Raw genomic sequence first — 15,423 nt, 5'->3', positions numbered from 1 at the left:
GGGCAGGGGAACAGCACACGCTGTTCCACAGGGTATACTCCAGAGTATCCCGCAACACATGCCCCTGACGGGGCGGGGGAACAGCTTTGCTGTTCCACAGGGTATACTCCAGAGTATCCCGCAACACATGCCCCTGACGGGGCGGGGGAACAGCTTTGCTGTTCCACAAGGTATATCTGCGGGGCATTCGTAAAGACGCTCCCTATGCTTCACGTATCCTCCTCCAGTGCCCGGTACAGCGGGCAGTTCCAATAGTACCCGGTGCAAAAGTCTTCCTTAAAGGCGTCCTTCTTCCGTTTTCCGGCAAAGATGTTGTTGGTGTACCTCCCGCACAGGCCCTCGCATTTGATCTCCAGGCGGTTCTCCCGCTTGTAAAACGGGCACCGTACGTACCGGTCTTCCTGATAGTTCGTTCCCATCACCCGCTCCTTTTCCCATCTGTCTAGTAAACCGGCAGATCCTCCCTGCAATCATAAAGCTCCGGCGCGCTTAAAGGCCTGCTCTTTTCTGCCTCCTCCAAGCCTTCGGCCTCCCCGTCTGCTTTGGTTTTCCCCTTTCGCACGGCCAGCTGTTCCTCCAGAATGCAGATACGTTTTGCCAGTTCTTTCAGCATCCGTCTGTACTCTGTCTGTTCCCGATCGCGCTCCTCCAGGATATCTCCTATCCACCGGGTAATCTGTTCCTCCAGCCTCTGCAGACGATTTTTCATCTTTATCCGGTCTTCGATGAGTGTTTTGTATTCTTTTCTGGTTCGTTTCATGTCGTTCTCTCCTTCCAATTTCTGCAGGATGCGCAGCGCTTCTTGCTGCTGACCAGCACCCCTTTGATCATCGTTGCCTTAGGGCAGGACGGACGCACATACACCGCATAGCTCCCAACCTCTTGTACATGGATGCAGGTTTCATACTTTGCTTTCATCTTCCTTGTCCCCTCTCCGCTTTCCGCTGCCGCCGCCCCGGCAGCTTGCTTGAAGGTTTGCACTTTAGGGATGAGGGGTTCTCCTTTCTTTTCTCTTTATTTGATCACATGGCGGATGGATCACACCTGTACGTCTTATATTTTGATTCGGGCATTACCCCGGGTATATCGGCTATGCTCAGCTGGCCCTCTATGTCCTCTGCCGCCTTCTTCCGCTGCCCTCCCTGGATCACGGGTACTCCCTGGTAATCCAGGTTAAAGGCCTTGCAGGCAATGTGCTGGGGCTGCCAGTCCGTTTCCGGTGTTTCTGTTACCCCGTAAATCCTGCACTTATAGGCTGTCCTCTGCCTCTGCTTTACTTTTACGAGGTTGCGGCACCACTTGCAGACATTCCGGTAATCGGCTCCTTTGCTCCATTGATACATCTTTGATATTTTGCGCATACTCTTTTTCCCTCTTTCTTTTGCTTTCTGCTTTACTTCCTGGCAGTTCCCCGAAATAGGCGTTCCGTTTGCTTTCTCCTGGGAAACAGCCATAGGTTTCACAGTCCTTTAGCGGGCAATGCTCACAGTCCGGAAAGACGCAGCCTGGCGCTTTCTTGTAGCTCATTTGTAATTTCTCCCAAAGATTTCAAGGAAATCAAGATCCGGAAAACGCTTTTCAAAGGCCTCCTGGCCAAGCCGGTGAAGAAGAGCGGCTATTTCCTGGTTTCTGTGTGCTGCCTCTTTCCCTTGCGTATGATGCTCCGGACACAACGGTACGGTCAGGCCGTACTGTTCCGATGCCTTCCGGTTCGGCCCTCCGAACACGTGATGCGTGTGCAGCACTCTCTTTTGCCTCTCATCCTCATGCAGGAGCGCGCACAAAAAGCAAGATCCGTTGTGAGCAGAGGGCAAAATGCTCCGTCTATGCCTGATGCGTTTTTTCTTCCATTCCTGCTTTGGATATCCGGTCATATTTTTCCCTTTCTGGTAAAATATTCACTTTTTCTGATTGTTTTGTTGGTATCAATAAAATGCCCCTCCGATTCAGTATTTACTGATTTAGACGCCAATTTTTCCCCATCTGATTTTCTATAACGATTTTCACTTTTATGCCCCTTCCCCCTGTTCGATCTGCCGCAGCTGTTGCCAGGTGAAGCATTCCCGAATGCCGTGTTCATCCACAAACAGGCCGAAAAACCGGTATTTCTCCATGAGCACCATCTTTTTCTTCTTTGGCCGTTTCGTCTCAGGATCATATCTTTTCACCTGTACTTCTGTCCCCAGCATCATTCCATCCACCTCCCTTCATCTTTTCCTGCATCCACTCTGTATAGGCGTGCTTCCCCCTCTTACAGAGGATCGTATGCTCCTTCGCCTTCAGCCAGATATGCATCCATTCCTTCTGCCAGGCAATCGGCGCTTTCTTCCCGGTCAGAAAGTTCTGAGCCGCCCATTTCTCCAGCTGGCTCTCCAGCATGTTCAGCGTCCAGGCGTCCGGCGCATGGATCGTGATTTCACAGGGCTTTTGAAACCGGGCCAGGGCTTTTTTGATCGCCATCACCATGCTTCCATGGAAGCTCTCCTCCACCTCAAAGAACTCGTCTTTGGTCCTTATCTCTCCCCTGACCGTACTTTCCAGCACGTAGCCTACGATCCGCTGTTTCTTTTTCGGTTCGCGGCTGTCGGCCTCTATGTATACGTTTGCCTGCATGTTCTTCCCTCCTTAGCCGTATCATGGTGTACCTTCGGTACTGATAGCCCGTCACCGGGTTGATCCCCTCCCGGACGTTCAACAGATAGTACCCCTTCTTCGATTCCGGCTCCTTCTTCCATCTGACTAACCGCTCCTCCTTGGGAAGCGGAAGCGGCATGTTCCGGCTGGTCCCATAGCTGGCTTCCCGGATGCGGGGAAGAGACAAAGATCCGTCCTTTTTCGTTTGGGTGGTGCGCGCATCTTTCGTCAGATAGCTGGCCAGCTTCGTGAAATCCTCATCGTAGATTTTTTCATTTTTCCGGATCTGTGTCAGATAGGTCCCTCCATGGGGCCAGGCCTTGCGTACGATGTCCCCGCTCTCCCCAATCTCCTTGACCACCAGGTGGATGTGCCAGGCTCCTTTGGTCCCCCTCTCAATGTTTCGGATCCAGAAAAGGGGCTTTCCCCGTTTTTTGTATTCTTTGCGCACCTTCCCGATCGCCCTCTTAAAGTCCCGCAAAGCTCCTTTCATATCCTTTGGTCGCTCCCTGGGCTCATAGGTCCAGGTCGCGAATAAATCACCCGGGTCAAAGTATTCCAAAAGCCTCTGGCGGGCCCGGCGCATCTTGTGATACGCATTGACTTTCTGCATCTGCTCGTTCGTTGCCTTCACCTTCTTTTCCCGACGCTTCCCGGGTGACCCGTAATTCCCGTCATGGTATTCTTCCACGTCTATGATCTCTCCTTTTCGTAAGACCGTCGTTTTTCGCTTTACTCCCATCGCACCCGCCCGCCTTTGGCTAAATTTAATATCTTTATCGAGGTCGAAACAGGCGAAAAAAACGCCTGTTTCCCTCTTGCTTTTGGGGGCCTATGCATGCTATAATAAGCATGACTTAACGATTCCAAATTTTATAATTGCTTGGGATTCAGCACATGGGGCCCCTCCTATGTGCTGTTTCTTTTTATCCAAAGCTGCTGGTCAATTTCTCCAGCATAGAGCTTGCCTGCCCTTCCGTCAGCTCCATCCAGCTGTACCCTCTCTGAAACAGCCAGCTCTCTAAATCGACCCGGTTTGCGTCGCACAGCTCCTTGATCTCGCTTTTCTGGCGCTCACTGGCCGGACGGCACTGCCTCTTTGGATCCTCTCTCCTTACCTCCTGCTCTCCGGTCGCTATCGCGAAGGTACGCAGCAGCATATATTTATACGCATTGGTCAGGGCCTTCCCCATCCCTTTGTCCGTAGAGTCAAACCCCTCTCCCTGGGATGCTACCTCCACAAACTCCTCTGGTTTTTCCGTGTTCACGATCCGGTAAGTGACCGATACGGTCGTCAGCTGACCTTCCCGGTGGCTCTCCTGACGCACCGGCAGGATCACAAGCCCTGTCTCTAACAGCTTCTCACGGACGGCCTCTGTCACTTTTCTGGCACTTAAGGTTCTGTACTTCATCTTCCCGTATTCCGCTTTCCCATCTTTCGACAGGTAGCCAACCGCTGCCATCACTTCGTAAATCTTCTGATATACGTTCATCTCTTCTTCCTCCTTTTCTCCTCTTCATCCTCCAGATACCCCAGCTTGTCCGCCAGGTCCCCTAACAGGAACAGCTCCCCGCCTTGGCTTTCGATCCGAAAGGAGCCGGCATGGTCCAGCCAAACCCTGTATCCCATCCCCTGCGGGTTCTTGCGCGTCATCCGTTCCTTCATTTGTTGGTTCCTCCTCCTGTTTTCAGACGCTGTGTACACTTTCTGTCGTTTTTGCACGCAATTTTTGTCGTTTTTCTTGACTTTTTTCTCAGTCCACCTTACAATGAGGATACAACTAGTGGTCTCCTTACTATTATCCTCTGGCCCCGGATTTGGCTCATTCCGGGGCTTTTGCTTGAGGTAAGCTCATCTTTTGACCAAATCGAAGATCCTTCTGAGCTGGCTACTTGTGTAGCAACTATCGCCGGCAGTCACGACTCCGATCAAAAAGCAACGGATACGGTCATCCTCCCAACCTGATGTCTCTCGCAGCTCTCTTACCTCTTTTACTATCCATGTGTATTGTCTTTCAAGCTCTGCCTTTTTCATGTTGCCTCCTTCCCCGCCCAGCTCTGGGCGATTAAGGCACCCACCAGTAGCGGGATTGCCGCCAGCCCCCAGCGTGGGTCTTGTTCTACCCGATATAATAATATGATTCCGGCAACTCCTGCGGCAGCCGTTAAAACCTTCAACAGCGTTCTCTTGTGCCGCTGCCAGTATGTAGGCTGTGGCCGCTGACGTAGGTGGATGTTCCCGGCCTGGGGCCATTCTGTCCATTCAGGCATCTGTTACACCTCCTTCCCAATATGCCGGTACAGCTTCCGGCGGTAAATCACATATGAGTTTTGTTTGTTCCCAGTCTTTTCCCGTGGGATTCGTTCTCCGAAATCCCATATCCCGGCTTTGATCCTCTCTCGGACAGCCTGTGCATTGCAGCCTAAAATCCGTGCAGCTTCAGGCACTGACATGGTTTCTTTCGCTGGATCGCGGCAATTTGATTCTTGCATCTCACACCACCTCCTTCTCTTCTAACAGTTTCTCGATCGATACGCCGAAGTAATCAGCTACCTTTTGTACCTTTCGTATTCCGGGCTCGTTTTCATTCCACTTGCAGATACTGCTACGCGGAAATTCAAGTTCTCTTTCTAGCTTGATAACTGGGATATGCCTCTCGTCACAAAGTTTTTTTACATTGTCGTATAGCAATGTTTTTCCTCCTTTCTCATAAACGCTTTTTTGAAAATAATACGCAATTTTATTGACTTTTTGCGTAAAATATTCTATAATCAGAATAACCACAAACTGAAAGCTATTTTACATATTGATATTACGTATTATTTTCAACTTTCTACATTTCATTATACGTATTATTTTCAATATGTCAATACCTTTTGCGTATTTTTTTCAACTTTTTTAGGAGTGCGTTATGTTGACATATGAGATGATTAAAGAGTTGTGTAAGCAAAAAGGCGTGACAGTTACAGGCACTGAAAAAGAATTGGGATTTGCCAGAGGATCTTTATGTAAAATCAATACGAGCAAGCCAAGCATGGAAAAAGTCCAGAAACTTGCAGATTATTTTGATGTATCTGTAAACTATCTTATGACAGGAAAAGAAAACGAAGGAGACAAATATTACTTAAATGATGATACCGCCGCAATGGCACAGAAATTATTTGAAAACAAAGATCTGAAGGTTCTTTTCGATGCAGCCCAGGACGCGACCCCTGAGGACCTAAAAACTACTTATGATATGCTTATGGCATTGAAAAGAAAGGAGCGCGGTGACAATGACACCGGTTGTTAATGTCGTCCTTATGGATTGGCCAGATACCAAGGCAAAGGAAATAGTAACAGAAAATGAAGATGGAAGTTTTACAATTTTTATAAACGCGAGAATTTCAACGGACGCTCAGGCTAAATCATATTGGCACGGCATGGAACACATCAAAGGATTAGATTTTCAGAGGGAAGACGTGCAGCAGATCGAAGCGCTGGCGCATGCGCAAAGTCAACATTCGCCACAGGTCGGAACTCAAGATCAAAAGCCTGTGATTATGACCGGAAATCAGTTTCTTAAGCGCATACAGGCCATTAAACGCAGGCAGAGGCGCATCCGTAAAGAACTGGCGCGGGTTGAAAAAGACATGCAAAAGCTGGAACGCTACGGAGTAGATTTCTTCGCGCGAGCGGAAGAAGAACATTTGTATGGAGGATTGTGATTAATTCGCCACTGGCGTTTTAATTTCCCGCCCCACGGGGCGGGGCACCTTGACAATATAATATGCTTACCAGGGCAGCCAGTAGAGCGGCTACGGTTCCTCGTCCTGAGTCTTGACAGGAGGGGATGCTTATGAACACATATGAAGAGTTTATGATTATTTTAGCATTTGCTGGTTTAATTGTATCCATCCTCAATTTGACACATAAGAAATAGCCGCCCTGCTCTCTGGAAAAGAATAGGCGGCTAAATCTTTAGCTTACATATTTTTGCCAGAACGGGGAGCCCTAACCTCCCTTACTGGCTGTCTTGTTAAGTATATTATATGTCAACATCACTATTTTGTCAAACAAAAACCGGCCCCTGCGCCAACAGGAACCAATCTAACCGAATGCGATTCCATACGGTTAAGAAGTTAGACAAAAAGGAGGAATATGGATAAAACAAAACTTACATTTATAAAATCTAAATATGACAGTATACTACAAAACAATGATGATTATGGCATCGAATTTTGGTATGCTCGTGACCTAATGCCGTTACTTGGATACGAGCGATGGGAAAATTTTGACAAAGCAATTCTTCGCGCGATGGATTCATGTCAAACTAGCGGCATTGATACCTTTGATCATTTTCGTGAGGTCACGAAATTGATCCAAATAGCTAAAGGTGGGCAACGACCTGTTAAAGACTATATGTTAACAAGATACGCTTGTTATCTTATCGCTCAAAATGGCGATCCAAAAAAAGAAGAAATCGCATTTGCGCAAAGCTACTTTGCTGTTCAAACTCGTAAGCAGGAGATTATTGAAGAAAGACTGTCATTTATTGAAAGAACAGCAGCTCGCGACAGGCTTAAAGAATCTGAAAAAAGACTTTCTCAAAATATATACGAAAGGGGAGTTGACGATGCCGGATTCGGCAGAATACGTTCAAAAGGAGATTATGCATTGTTTGGTGGAAATACCACTCAAGAAATGAAACAGCGACTGGGCGTTAAGGAGAATCGTCCTTTAGCCGACTTCCTCCCGACGTTAACGATTGCGGCCAAGAATCTCGCCACAGAAATGACCAATTATAATGTAGAAGAAAAAGATTTGCGCGGAGAATTTTCTATTACAGAAGAACACGTGCAAAACAATTCTTCTGTAAGGGATATGTTGGGAAGGCGAGGTATTAAACCAGAAGAACTTCCGGCATCAGAAGATATAAAAAAGCTTGAACGTCGTGTTAAATCTCAAGACAAAAAAATTGTTTCAAATTCCGGAAAGCTTCCGGATAATCCATAATAAAACCGGCCCGGTGCTACCAACACCAGACCGACCGATCTCCGAAGAGATACACTATTATGACCATGTATATTGTATCATCTTCGGAGCAGCCACGCAAGAGAATAAAAGTTCTCTGGCTGTTATTTTTATGCGCTTTTTTAGGAGGATGATACTATGCCAAAGAGAAAAAAATACCCTAAACTGCCAAACGGTTACGGAAGCATCCGCTATCTGGGTAAAGGCCGGCGGAACCCGTATGCAGTCCACCCGCCAACAACAGAATTTACGCTGGATGGACAGCCGATGGTACCGAAAGCCCTGTGCTACGTAGACGACTGGATAAAAGGATTCACAGTCCTGACGGCCTACAAGGCGGGAACCTATACTCCAGGCATGGAAAAGACACTGGAAATCGGCGCCGACAGCAGATCAGATCTGGCCAGCGTAGCCCAGCGCATCCTCGCGGACTACAATCTGGTTAAGGGTGTAAAGACACAGGAAAAGAGCAAGACATTCAAAGAGGTATATGAGGAATTTTACCACTGGAAATTTGAGACGGATCAGAGCCGCGAGTATGCAAAATCCACATTAGACAGCACTAAAACGGCCTTTAAAAACAGCGCCTCCCTACATGACAAGACTTTTGCCGACTTGCGTCACCAGGATCTACAAGACGTTGTGGATAATTGCCCTCTGAAACACGCCAGCAAGGAGCTTATAGTTTCTCTGTTCCATCAAATGTATGGATACGCAGAGATTTATGAGTTGTGTGAAAAGGACTACTCTGCGCATGTCAAGATCAACACTGAAGATGATGACGAACATGGCGTACCGTTTACTGATGATGAGCTAAATATTCTCTGGGCACATAAGGACAATGATATTGTGGCATTTATCTTGATCATGTGCTATTCAGGATTTAGAATTCAAGCTTACAAAACGATAGAAGTCAATCTAAAAGAAAATTATTTCAAAGGCGGCGTGAAAACCCGCTCCAGTAAAGATCGCATTGTCCCGATCCATTCGGCTATCCGTCCATTTGTATATAAGCGGTTAAAAAAATACGGATGTCTGTTGGGGCGCGTGGCCACGTTGCGAGAGGATATGTATATCTCTCTGGAAGCTATTGGCATCCCCAAACACACTCCGCACGACTGTCGGCACACATTCTCCCGACTTTGCGAGAAATTCAAGGTCGAGGATAATGACCGAAAGCGAATGCTGGGGCACAGCTTCGGGTCAGACATTACCAATCGAATCTATGGACACCGCACTTTGGAAGACCTTCGGGTAGAAATAGAGAAGATAAAAATTTGTGACTAACCTGTGACAAACCGTTCCGTTTTATCCAATTTTTTTAACCCAAATTTCAAGACATTTAAAACGCCGAAAACCATTGATTTTACTGGGGTTTCCGGCGCTTTTGCCTATAAATTCAGCATTGTCTAAATTGTATGAAAATTTAATAGCATTTTATGAAACGCCACCAAAATTTCCAAAGATTTCCGTGCTTTTTGCAGAAATAACTCTCTAAACGGTGATATACACAGAGACATTCCTTTACTTCCTGCGCCGTAAGCATTTCTTCCGAAAAGCAGGCATGCTCGCCCAGTTCCATAAACCGGACAAACTCATCCGGCTCCAACAGCTCAAAATCCTCCTGCACCTTTTTCGCATAATCGGCATCCGACAGTCCCTCCGGGGGATGATATCCGGCGCTTCCCATCATCTTCTCAGTCTCTCTTACAATCGCCAGAACCGCTCTGCTGTAATTTCGCAGCCCGAATTTCTTGTTTCTCCTCATGCAGATCCACATCCGCCGCAGTACAAGCACCAGAACTGCGGCGGCGGCAGCCGACAGTACCAACAATACAGCCGGCAGAGCCGGCGGCAGCGGCCGTTCTAAGGTCTTCGTCTCCGGCGCTCCCGGAATCTCCGCTCCCGATGGCGTCCTGTCGGGAGCCGGAGTCTCTTCCTTCGTAGGCCCAGGCGTCTGAATCGTCACAGCCTCATAGGGGTCCGCACCGCCTATTTCCGCCTGTGCAGCATCGCCGCCGCCACTGGAAAATCCCGGCGTCATCTCAACCGGAACCCATCCCAGCTGTGGAACAAAGACCTCCGCCCAGGCATGGGCGCTCTCATCTTTCACCTCCGCGGTATAAGAACCTTCCTCATTCTCCCGGAATTCCGAAGGCTTGGCAATATACCCCGTCACATATCTGGCCGGATACCCTGACAGACGGTACATCAATACAGCCGTGCTTGCAAAATGGGTACAAAAGCCTTCTTTCTGGTCAAAAAAGAAATTTTCCGTATAATCCACATCGGAGGGCAGAGGTCCCAGGTTCAGACTGTAGCTGCAGCTTGACAGATCTTCTCTGATCATATCTGTCACTTCTATGAGAGTCGGATAATATCCATTCGCGCCGGTAAAAGCCTGAATCCGCCCGTTTACATGCTCCTTCATCCTGTCCAGTCTATCTTTGGGCACATACATATAATTTTCCGACACATATTCTTCATAGGCGCTCATCCCCTGAAATTCCTCATTCCCGCCGGCATAGACGGTGGAATACAGATATGGGCTTATCAACAGCGGCGAATCTTCGATCAGCGATCCCTCAAATCCTGAACTGCCATTTCTCAGAGCCTCACCGTCCGCCAACAGCCGCGGCATACCGGAATCCCCATTTAATACACTGGAAAAATACGGGAGGTATGCATAGTCCCCGGCCACCTCCTCAAGCTCCATATCAAACGCCACCTGGTCAGCGCCGGAAGCCCCCAGCCACTGATAGGGAAAAGACTGCAGCAACGCTTTCGCCTGCTCCCCGGCCTGACCTTCCTCATAGATATTCCAGCTCTCCGCAGCAGCGTTGAAATTCTCATCTGATATTTCCTGCCAGTATTTCCCCTGATACACCCCTCCTATAAAGCCTTTAAAATAAATTGCCTGATCCGGCCGGCGGCCGGCTGTCACACGAAGCGCCGTCACATGCTCCCGTCGCGCCACCTGATTGGATAGCGCTCCACTCTCAATCATTCCCTGCCAGTTCCCGAAGGGACTGTTTCCCTGAAACACCGAATCCTCCAGCGCATTGCCCAGCCTGGCCTCCACCCGGTTTTGGAAATCCTGTACGTCAGGGTGCAGCGCGATCATTCTCTCCGTAAGCGGCGGGCTTATCACAAAATAGCTGATAAGGGCTACAGCCCCCGCCAGCAAAAGCCCACAGATACCAGCCTTTGCCTGCATACACCCGGATGCGTCTCTGCCTCCCCGGCTCTTCATGCAGGTAATTCCATAGGCTGCCAGCACTGCAGTCACAGCCGGCACCGGCTGTGGGAACTGATTAACCGTAAGCCCGGCGCACAGCAAAACCAGCGTCATGAGAATTAATGCCCTGGCCCTTCTCTTCCATATAATTGAATAAGCAGCAAAAAACAAGGCTATGGCGGCTCCCGCCGCTATGACCGGTATCAGAGATTCCGGCTCGCTATCCGCTTCCAGATACCCCGGGCTGTACTGATAATGTTCCTGGATATATCCGGCATAAGTATTGGCGATCCATGCCAGTCCCCGCCAGATTTCGTTCCACTGCCAGTACACGGCAGCCGCAACCCCCGCCGCTGTGACAGGCACCAGGATTCTCATTGTTTTCTTAGACAGAAATACCAGCGCATACCAGAGATCCCAAAAGACTACAATAGCCGTCACCCATCCGGTGGAAATATCCAGCCGCATCATAGAAGAAAACCAGAATGCCAGAGACAGCGACGCGATTAGGTAATAGAGATACCAGACACTGTTCCACGGGTTCCCGGAAATTTTACCGTTATCCCGGCCCGCCCGATATCTGCCGGGAGTCAGCCGGATGGACCGGTCTTCACTCTTTCCCAATACAGCGTCCCTCCTTTCCACAGACGGCACTGAAGATCCAGCCGGAAAATAACCGCGAAATTCTCACCGGGATATCTGCTTCTGTACATCTGTTCTATATCAACTGTTTCTTCATAGGGCATCACCTGGAACAGCATCCCGGTAAGCTCATGAACGTCCTCTGGCTTTTCCATCTTTTTTCTGAAAAGCTCTCCGCTGCTTCTGTCATACCAGGCCGCATAATTCCTGCTGCCCGCCTCTAAAAGCCCTGCCTCCAAAGACAGCACCGTTTCCAGATAATCATCCGCCGTCTCCCAGCAGGACAGCTCACCTGCCTCCCCGTGTAAATCCAGAAAGACAGCCGTCTGACAGCTTACCGGAAGGCTGAACTCCTTCACCATCAGCTCCTCCGATCTGGCCGTCATTTTCCAGTGGATGCTCTGAAGGCGGTCGCCCGCCCGGTAGGGCCTGACCTGAAAGACTTCAGAAGGGTCATTCCCTCCTTTCCCCTTATCGAAGTCATCACTTTCGCCGGACAGATATGGTAGTTCCTCCTCTGCCTCCACAGGAAAATCAAAAAGCCCGGGAAGGACGGATATGATCTCCCGCTGCTCTCCGGGGACCACAAAAGATAACAGCCCCAGATAATCCCTGACCCTCACACGGTCAGCACAAATAACCAGCCGCCCACAGTGTTCGCTGGCCAACTGGTATTGATAACAGCTCTGACTCCTTCCATCTGCCCAGACTGTCAGTTTTTTCGTCGTCTTTTGATTCCTGAACTGATTCCAGTAAGTGATCCGTATATCCGCATTCATAACGGGTAATACCGTAGGATTCCACAGCCTCAGCTCAAATGACACATCTTCCCCCCGGTCGGCCATGGGAATAGGTACCAACAGCCGCACCTGAAGCTTTCCCGCCGTCCGCTTTGCCACAAAAAACAGCGGAACCGGAAGGAGAAGTTCGATCACCAGAAAAGTGACCAGCAACGAGTTTTCATAGAGAATTGCCAGATATGCGGTTGCTGCCGCACCAATACAATAGATGATAAAACGTTTCATATGATTATTGTTTTCTCCGCACGGTCGGTTTAGCTGTCTGGTTCAGAATCTGTTCCAATACTGCCTTTTCTGTCACCCGGTTAATTCTCGCCTTGGAATTTAACCGGACCCGGTGGCATGCCACGTCCAGATAGACTGCTTCCACATCGTCCGGTATGCTGTAGGTACGATTCATCAGAAACGCTCTCGCCTTAGCCATCTGCGTGATGGCGATGGTCCCCCGCGGGCTCAGGCCCAGTTCAATCAGCGGATGATTTCTGGTGGCCTGGACTAGCCTTCCAATGTATTGATACAGCACATCATGGACATAAATGCTGTCCACCGTCTGCTGCATGGCCGTGAGATCAGCCGCAGTCATGACCCCGCGGACCTCAGCCAGAGGGTCTCTCAAGACTTTTCCCTTTACGATGGCTATTTCCGCATCCATATCAGGATATCCCATAGTCATGCAGATCATAAACCGGTCTACCTGCGATTCCGGAAGCATCTGCGTTCCGGCGCTTCCGATGGGATTCTCGGTGGCAAGGACAATGAACGGAGACGGAACCGGTTTACTCACACCGTCTACTGTTACCCTTCCCTCTTCCATCACCTCCAGGAGGGCCGCCTGAGTCTTGGGCGACGTGCGGTTAATCTCATCCGCCAGCAGCAGGTTGCACATGGCGGCTCCCGGCTGATAGACAAATTTACCCGTATCCTTCTGATACATGGAAAACCCCGTAATATCCGCCGGAAGCACATCCGGCGTGAACTGTATCCTGTTCTGCTTCAAGGCCATCGCCCTGGAAAATGCCAGCGCCATAGTCGTCTTACCCACTCCTGGTATATCCTCCAGCAATATATGACCGCCCGCCAATATCGCGGTCATCACCTTAAAGATACAGTCGTCTTTTCCTATTACCGCCTTCCCGATCTCCTGCATGGCCAACCGGGCCATTGCGTTATTCAACTCTGCTGCCAATCCCTTTCCTCCTTATTATTCTCCCCGAAAGCTCCCCGCCTGTTGCCGCTTTCCCACATCCAGTATTTACAATCCGTCCCAGCGGCCTGCCTTCTCATACCGGCTTGCAGACATCTACCCAGGCCTTCGCGCGGGAAAGCTCGAATAATTCCCCGCAGGTCAGCTCAATGGCAGAGCTGGCGCTCCCGGCCGCCGGAAACACTGTGGTAAACCGTTTCATCGATTCATCCAGATAGACCTCCGTATGGGGCGGATTCGCAAACGGGCAGACCCCGCCGATCGCATGTCCGGTCAGCTTTTCCACATCTTCTCCTTTGGGCATCTTCGCCTTCATTCCAAAGAAGTGTTTAAACTTGCTGTTATCCACCTTCTGATCTCCCGCCGTCACCACCAGGAGACAGCTCCCCTCTTCCTTTCCGCAGAAGGAAAGGGTTTTTGCAATCCGCGCCGGCTCCACTCCAACCGCCTGGGCCGCCAGCTCCACCGTAGCGCTGGACTCGTTGAATTCCCGTATATCCTGTTCTTTTCCAAATTGTTTCATATATTCTCTAACTTTATCAATTGCCATTTTCTCTTACCTCATAATCGTTATAAGTCTTCCGAACACTTCACCTTCAGAATCCGCAGAACCGATTCATCCAGCCGTTCCCTGGTGATTCTGCCGTCATTCACCGCATTCAGCACTGCCTGATAAGCTTTCTGGAAATCTGCCGGCATCAGGAGCATGTCCGCTCCCGCCAATATTGCCTGTACTGCGGCGTCCTCTGTGGTATAGTTCTCTGTGATCGCCCCCATATTCAGGGCGTCCGTTATGATGATTCCCTGAAATCCCAGCTCCTGACGCAGCATCTGGTTCATCACGGCTTCTGACAGAACGGCCGGCGTACCATCTCCTGTAATCTGCGGAAGGGATATGTGGCCGACCATCACCGCCCTGGCACCCGCTTCTATCCCGGCCCTGAAGGGGAGGAATTCACACTGGCGCAGCTCCTCAAGAGTCCTGTCGGAATATGCAAATCCCTCGTGGGAATCCTCCTCTGTGGCTCCATGCCCCGGAAAATGCTTCAGCACTCCCCATACCCCCTGGGCCTGAAGCCCCCGGATCTCCTCAGCTACCATTTCCGAGACCACCAGCGGGTCTGCCCCAAAGGAACGCCTGCTCACTACCGTGTTGCCAGGGTTCACCAGAACATCTGCATCCGGCGCAAAATCCATGTCAAATCCATAGTCCGACAGATATGCTCCCAGGGTGCTTCCCGCCTCCCGTGCTTTCCCGGCGTCCCCGGTTTCCCCAATGAGGTACATGTCCCCCACATCCTCCACGGGAAATCCTTCCTTTCCCGCTATACGGGTCACGGTCCCGCCTTCTTCATCAATCCCCAGAAAAGGTGACACTCCTATCCTATTTATACCGGTCTCCCGGAGTCCGGAGGTCATTTCCCGGATCTGGCCCTCACTCACAATATTATTGCCAAAAAAGATCAGTCCGCCCACCGGATACTGCTCATAGGATTGTTTCAGTGTATCCCCGGCCCGCGTGGCGCCGGATACGCCGCACAGCGCATCCGGCGTGATATAGAATAGCTGCGCCGTCTTCTCCTCCGCCGTCATACGGTTCAAAAGCTCCTCCTCCGGCGATTTGACACTTTTCCCCTCCTGCAGGCCTTCCACAGCCTGCTCACTCTCGCTGTTCTGAGTCTCTGGTGAGATTTGGTCCTTCGCATTCGTCTCCATGACGTCCTCTGCCTCCGGCTTTTCACTCTGAAGCTCATTCTGAAACTCACGGATCTCATTCTCCATTTCGCGGGCTTCCTGCCTTAACTGGCTGTTTTCCCGCTTTTGACGGACCACCATCATTCCAAACAACAAAATGGCAATGATCTCACCGATTATCAAAAGAAGTAACAGG

General features: G+C 50.0%; 23 protein-coding genes. 5 read left to right on the top strand and 18 right to left on the bottom strand.

What is annotated here, in order from left to right; all coding sequences use genetic code 11:
- Positions 1–209 precede the first annotated feature (209 nt).
- The 13 genes from H9Q79_RS14245 to H9Q79_RS14185 form a co-directional block, all read right to left on the bottom strand.
- Entirely contained in the window at positions 210–419 is a 210-nt protein-coding gene (locus tag H9Q79_RS14245) for a hypothetical protein (protein ID WP_118647227.1), read from the bottom strand.
- A 23-nt stretch (positions 420–442) separates the two neighbouring features.
- Entirely contained in the window at positions 443–760 is a 318-nt protein-coding gene (locus H9Q79_RS14240) for a hypothetical protein (RefSeq protein ID WP_249328578.1), read from the bottom strand.
- Entirely contained in the window at positions 757–918 is a 162-nt protein-coding gene (locus H9Q79_RS14235; protein WP_249328577.1) for a hypothetical protein, read from the bottom strand. Before H9Q79_RS14235 ends, H9Q79_RS14240 begins: the two co-directional genes overlap by 4 nt.
- Positions 919–1,022: 104 nt before the next feature.
- Positions 1,023–1,361 (bottom strand): hypothetical protein, encoded by a 339-nt coding sequence (locus tag H9Q79_RS14230; RefSeq protein WP_147371491.1) that lies wholly within the window; start codon positions 1,359–1,361, stop codon positions 1,023–1,025.
- A 162-nt stretch (positions 1,362–1,523) separates the two neighbouring features.
- Positions 1,524–1,874 (bottom strand): hypothetical protein, encoded by a 351-nt coding sequence (locus tag H9Q79_RS14225; RefSeq protein WP_147371492.1) that lies wholly within the window; start codon positions 1,872–1,874, stop codon positions 1,524–1,526.
- Positions 1,875–2,009: 135 nt separating this feature from the next.
- On the bottom strand, positions 2,010–2,192 hold the full coding sequence (locus H9Q79_RS14220) for a hypothetical protein (RefSeq protein ID WP_118647236.1): 183 nt from the start codon (positions 2,190–2,192) through the stop codon (positions 2,010–2,012).
- 299 nt (positions 2,193–2,491) lie between these two features.
- Positions 2,492–3,376 (bottom strand): rolling circle replication-associated protein, encoded by an 885-nt coding sequence (locus H9Q79_RS14215; protein WP_249328576.1) that lies wholly within the window; start codon positions 3,374–3,376, stop codon positions 2,492–2,494.
- Between the two features lie 184 nt (positions 3,377–3,560).
- Complete coding sequence (locus tag H9Q79_RS14210) at positions 3,561–4,127, bottom strand: ERF family protein (RefSeq protein ID WP_118647240.1); 567 nt, start codon at positions 4,125–4,127, stop codon at positions 3,561–3,563.
- On the bottom strand, positions 4,124–4,300 hold the full coding sequence (locus H9Q79_RS14205) for a hypothetical protein (RefSeq protein WP_249328575.1): 177 nt from the start codon (positions 4,298–4,300) through the stop codon (positions 4,124–4,126). Before H9Q79_RS14205 ends, H9Q79_RS14210 begins: the two co-directional genes overlap by 4 nt.
- Positions 4,301–4,486: 186 nt before the next feature.
- On the bottom strand, positions 4,487–4,669 hold the full coding sequence (locus H9Q79_RS14200) for a hypothetical protein (RefSeq protein ID WP_118647242.1): 183 nt from the start codon (positions 4,667–4,669) through the stop codon (positions 4,487–4,489).
- The gene (locus H9Q79_RS14195) at positions 4,666–4,905 is read right to left on the bottom strand and encodes a hypothetical protein (RefSeq protein WP_118647244.1); all 240 of its coding nucleotides are present in this window, start codon (positions 4,903–4,905) and stop codon (positions 4,666–4,668) included. Before H9Q79_RS14195 ends, H9Q79_RS14200 begins: the two co-directional genes overlap by 4 nt.
- A 3-nt stretch (positions 4,906–4,908) precedes the next feature.
- Positions 4,909–5,127 (bottom strand): hypothetical protein, encoded by a 219-nt coding sequence (locus H9Q79_RS14190; protein ID WP_249328574.1) that lies wholly within the window; start codon positions 5,125–5,127, stop codon positions 4,909–4,911.
- A gap of 1 nt (position 5,128) precedes the next feature.
- Entirely contained in the window at positions 5,129–5,326 is a 198-nt protein-coding gene (locus H9Q79_RS14185; RefSeq protein WP_249328573.1) for a helix-turn-helix domain-containing protein, read from the bottom strand.
- Positions 5,327–5,546: 220 nt separating this feature from the next.
- On the opposite strand from H9Q79_RS14185, the gene H9Q79_RS14180 reads away from it, so the two are divergent.
- The 5 genes from H9Q79_RS14180 to H9Q79_RS14165 all read left to right on the top strand — a co-directional run bounded on the left by H9Q79_RS14180 (position 5,547) and on the right by H9Q79_RS14165 (position 8,935).
- Positions 5,547–5,927: a helix-turn-helix domain-containing protein gene (locus H9Q79_RS14180; RefSeq protein ID WP_249328572.1), complete on the top strand. Its 381-nt coding sequence runs from the start codon at positions 5,547–5,549 to the stop codon at positions 5,925–5,927.
- Positions 5,911–6,342, top strand: coding sequence for a hypothetical protein (locus tag H9Q79_RS14175; RefSeq protein ID WP_249328571.1), 432 nt, complete (start codon positions 5,911–5,913; stop codon positions 6,340–6,342). Before H9Q79_RS14180 ends, H9Q79_RS14175 begins: the two co-directional genes overlap by 17 nt.
- A 125-nt stretch (positions 6,343–6,467) precedes the next feature.
- Positions 6,468–6,557 (top strand): putative holin-like toxin, encoded by a 90-nt coding sequence (locus tag H9Q79_RS18680; RefSeq protein WP_408646438.1) that lies wholly within the window; start codon positions 6,468–6,470, stop codon positions 6,555–6,557.
- A 218-nt stretch (positions 6,558–6,775) separates the two neighbouring features.
- Positions 6,776–7,630, top strand: coding sequence for a DNA damage-inducible protein D (dinD, locus tag H9Q79_RS14170; RefSeq protein WP_118648023.1), 855 nt, complete (start codon positions 6,776–6,778; stop codon positions 7,628–7,630).
- Between the two features lie 156 nt (positions 7,631–7,786).
- On the top strand, positions 7,787–8,935 hold the full coding sequence (locus H9Q79_RS14165; protein ID WP_249328570.1) for a tyrosine-type recombinase/integrase: 1,149 nt from the start codon (positions 7,787–7,789) through the stop codon (positions 8,933–8,935).
- A gap of 139 nt (positions 8,936–9,074) precedes the next feature.
- Here H9Q79_RS14165 and H9Q79_RS14160 read toward each other — a convergent pair whose 3' ends face one another.
- The 5 genes from H9Q79_RS14160 to H9Q79_RS14140 all read right to left on the bottom strand — a co-directional run bounded on the left by H9Q79_RS14160 (position 9,075) and on the right by H9Q79_RS14140 (position 15,314).
- Complete coding sequence (locus tag H9Q79_RS14160) at positions 9,075–11,510, bottom strand: transglutaminase-like domain-containing protein (protein WP_249328569.1); 2,436 nt, start codon at positions 11,508–11,510, stop codon at positions 9,075–9,077.
- Entirely contained in the window at positions 11,477–12,553 is a 1,077-nt protein-coding gene (locus H9Q79_RS14155) for a DUF58 domain-containing protein (RefSeq protein WP_249328568.1), read from the bottom strand. The genes H9Q79_RS14160 and H9Q79_RS14155 overlap by 34 nt, the downstream gene beginning before the upstream one ends.
- 4 nt (positions 12,554–12,557) lie before the next feature.
- Positions 12,558–13,490, bottom strand: coding sequence for an AAA family ATPase (locus H9Q79_RS14150; RefSeq protein ID WP_249329730.1), 933 nt, complete (start codon positions 13,488–13,490; stop codon positions 12,558–12,560).
- Between the two features lie 118 nt (positions 13,491–13,608).
- Positions 13,609–14,082, bottom strand: coding sequence for a YbaK/EbsC family protein (locus H9Q79_RS14145; protein WP_118648029.1), 474 nt, complete (start codon positions 14,080–14,082; stop codon positions 13,609–13,611).
- A gap of 20 nt (positions 14,083–14,102) precedes the next feature.
- Positions 14,103–15,314, bottom strand: a complete 1,212-nt coding sequence (locus tag H9Q79_RS14140) for a glycoside hydrolase family 3 protein (protein ID WP_249328567.1) — start codon at positions 15,312–15,314, stop codon at positions 14,103–14,105.
- Between the last annotated feature and the right edge of the window lie 109 nt (positions 15,315–15,423).

The sequence above is a fragment of the Wansuia hejianensis genome, from assembly GCF_014337215.1.
GTDB classification, from domain to species: Bacteria; Bacillota; Clostridia; order Lachnospirales; family Lachnospiraceae; genus Scatomonas; species Scatomonas hejianensis.
The sequence above is the reverse complement of the archived record's forward strand: the minus strand, read 5'-3'. Positions and strand labels throughout refer to the sequence as shown.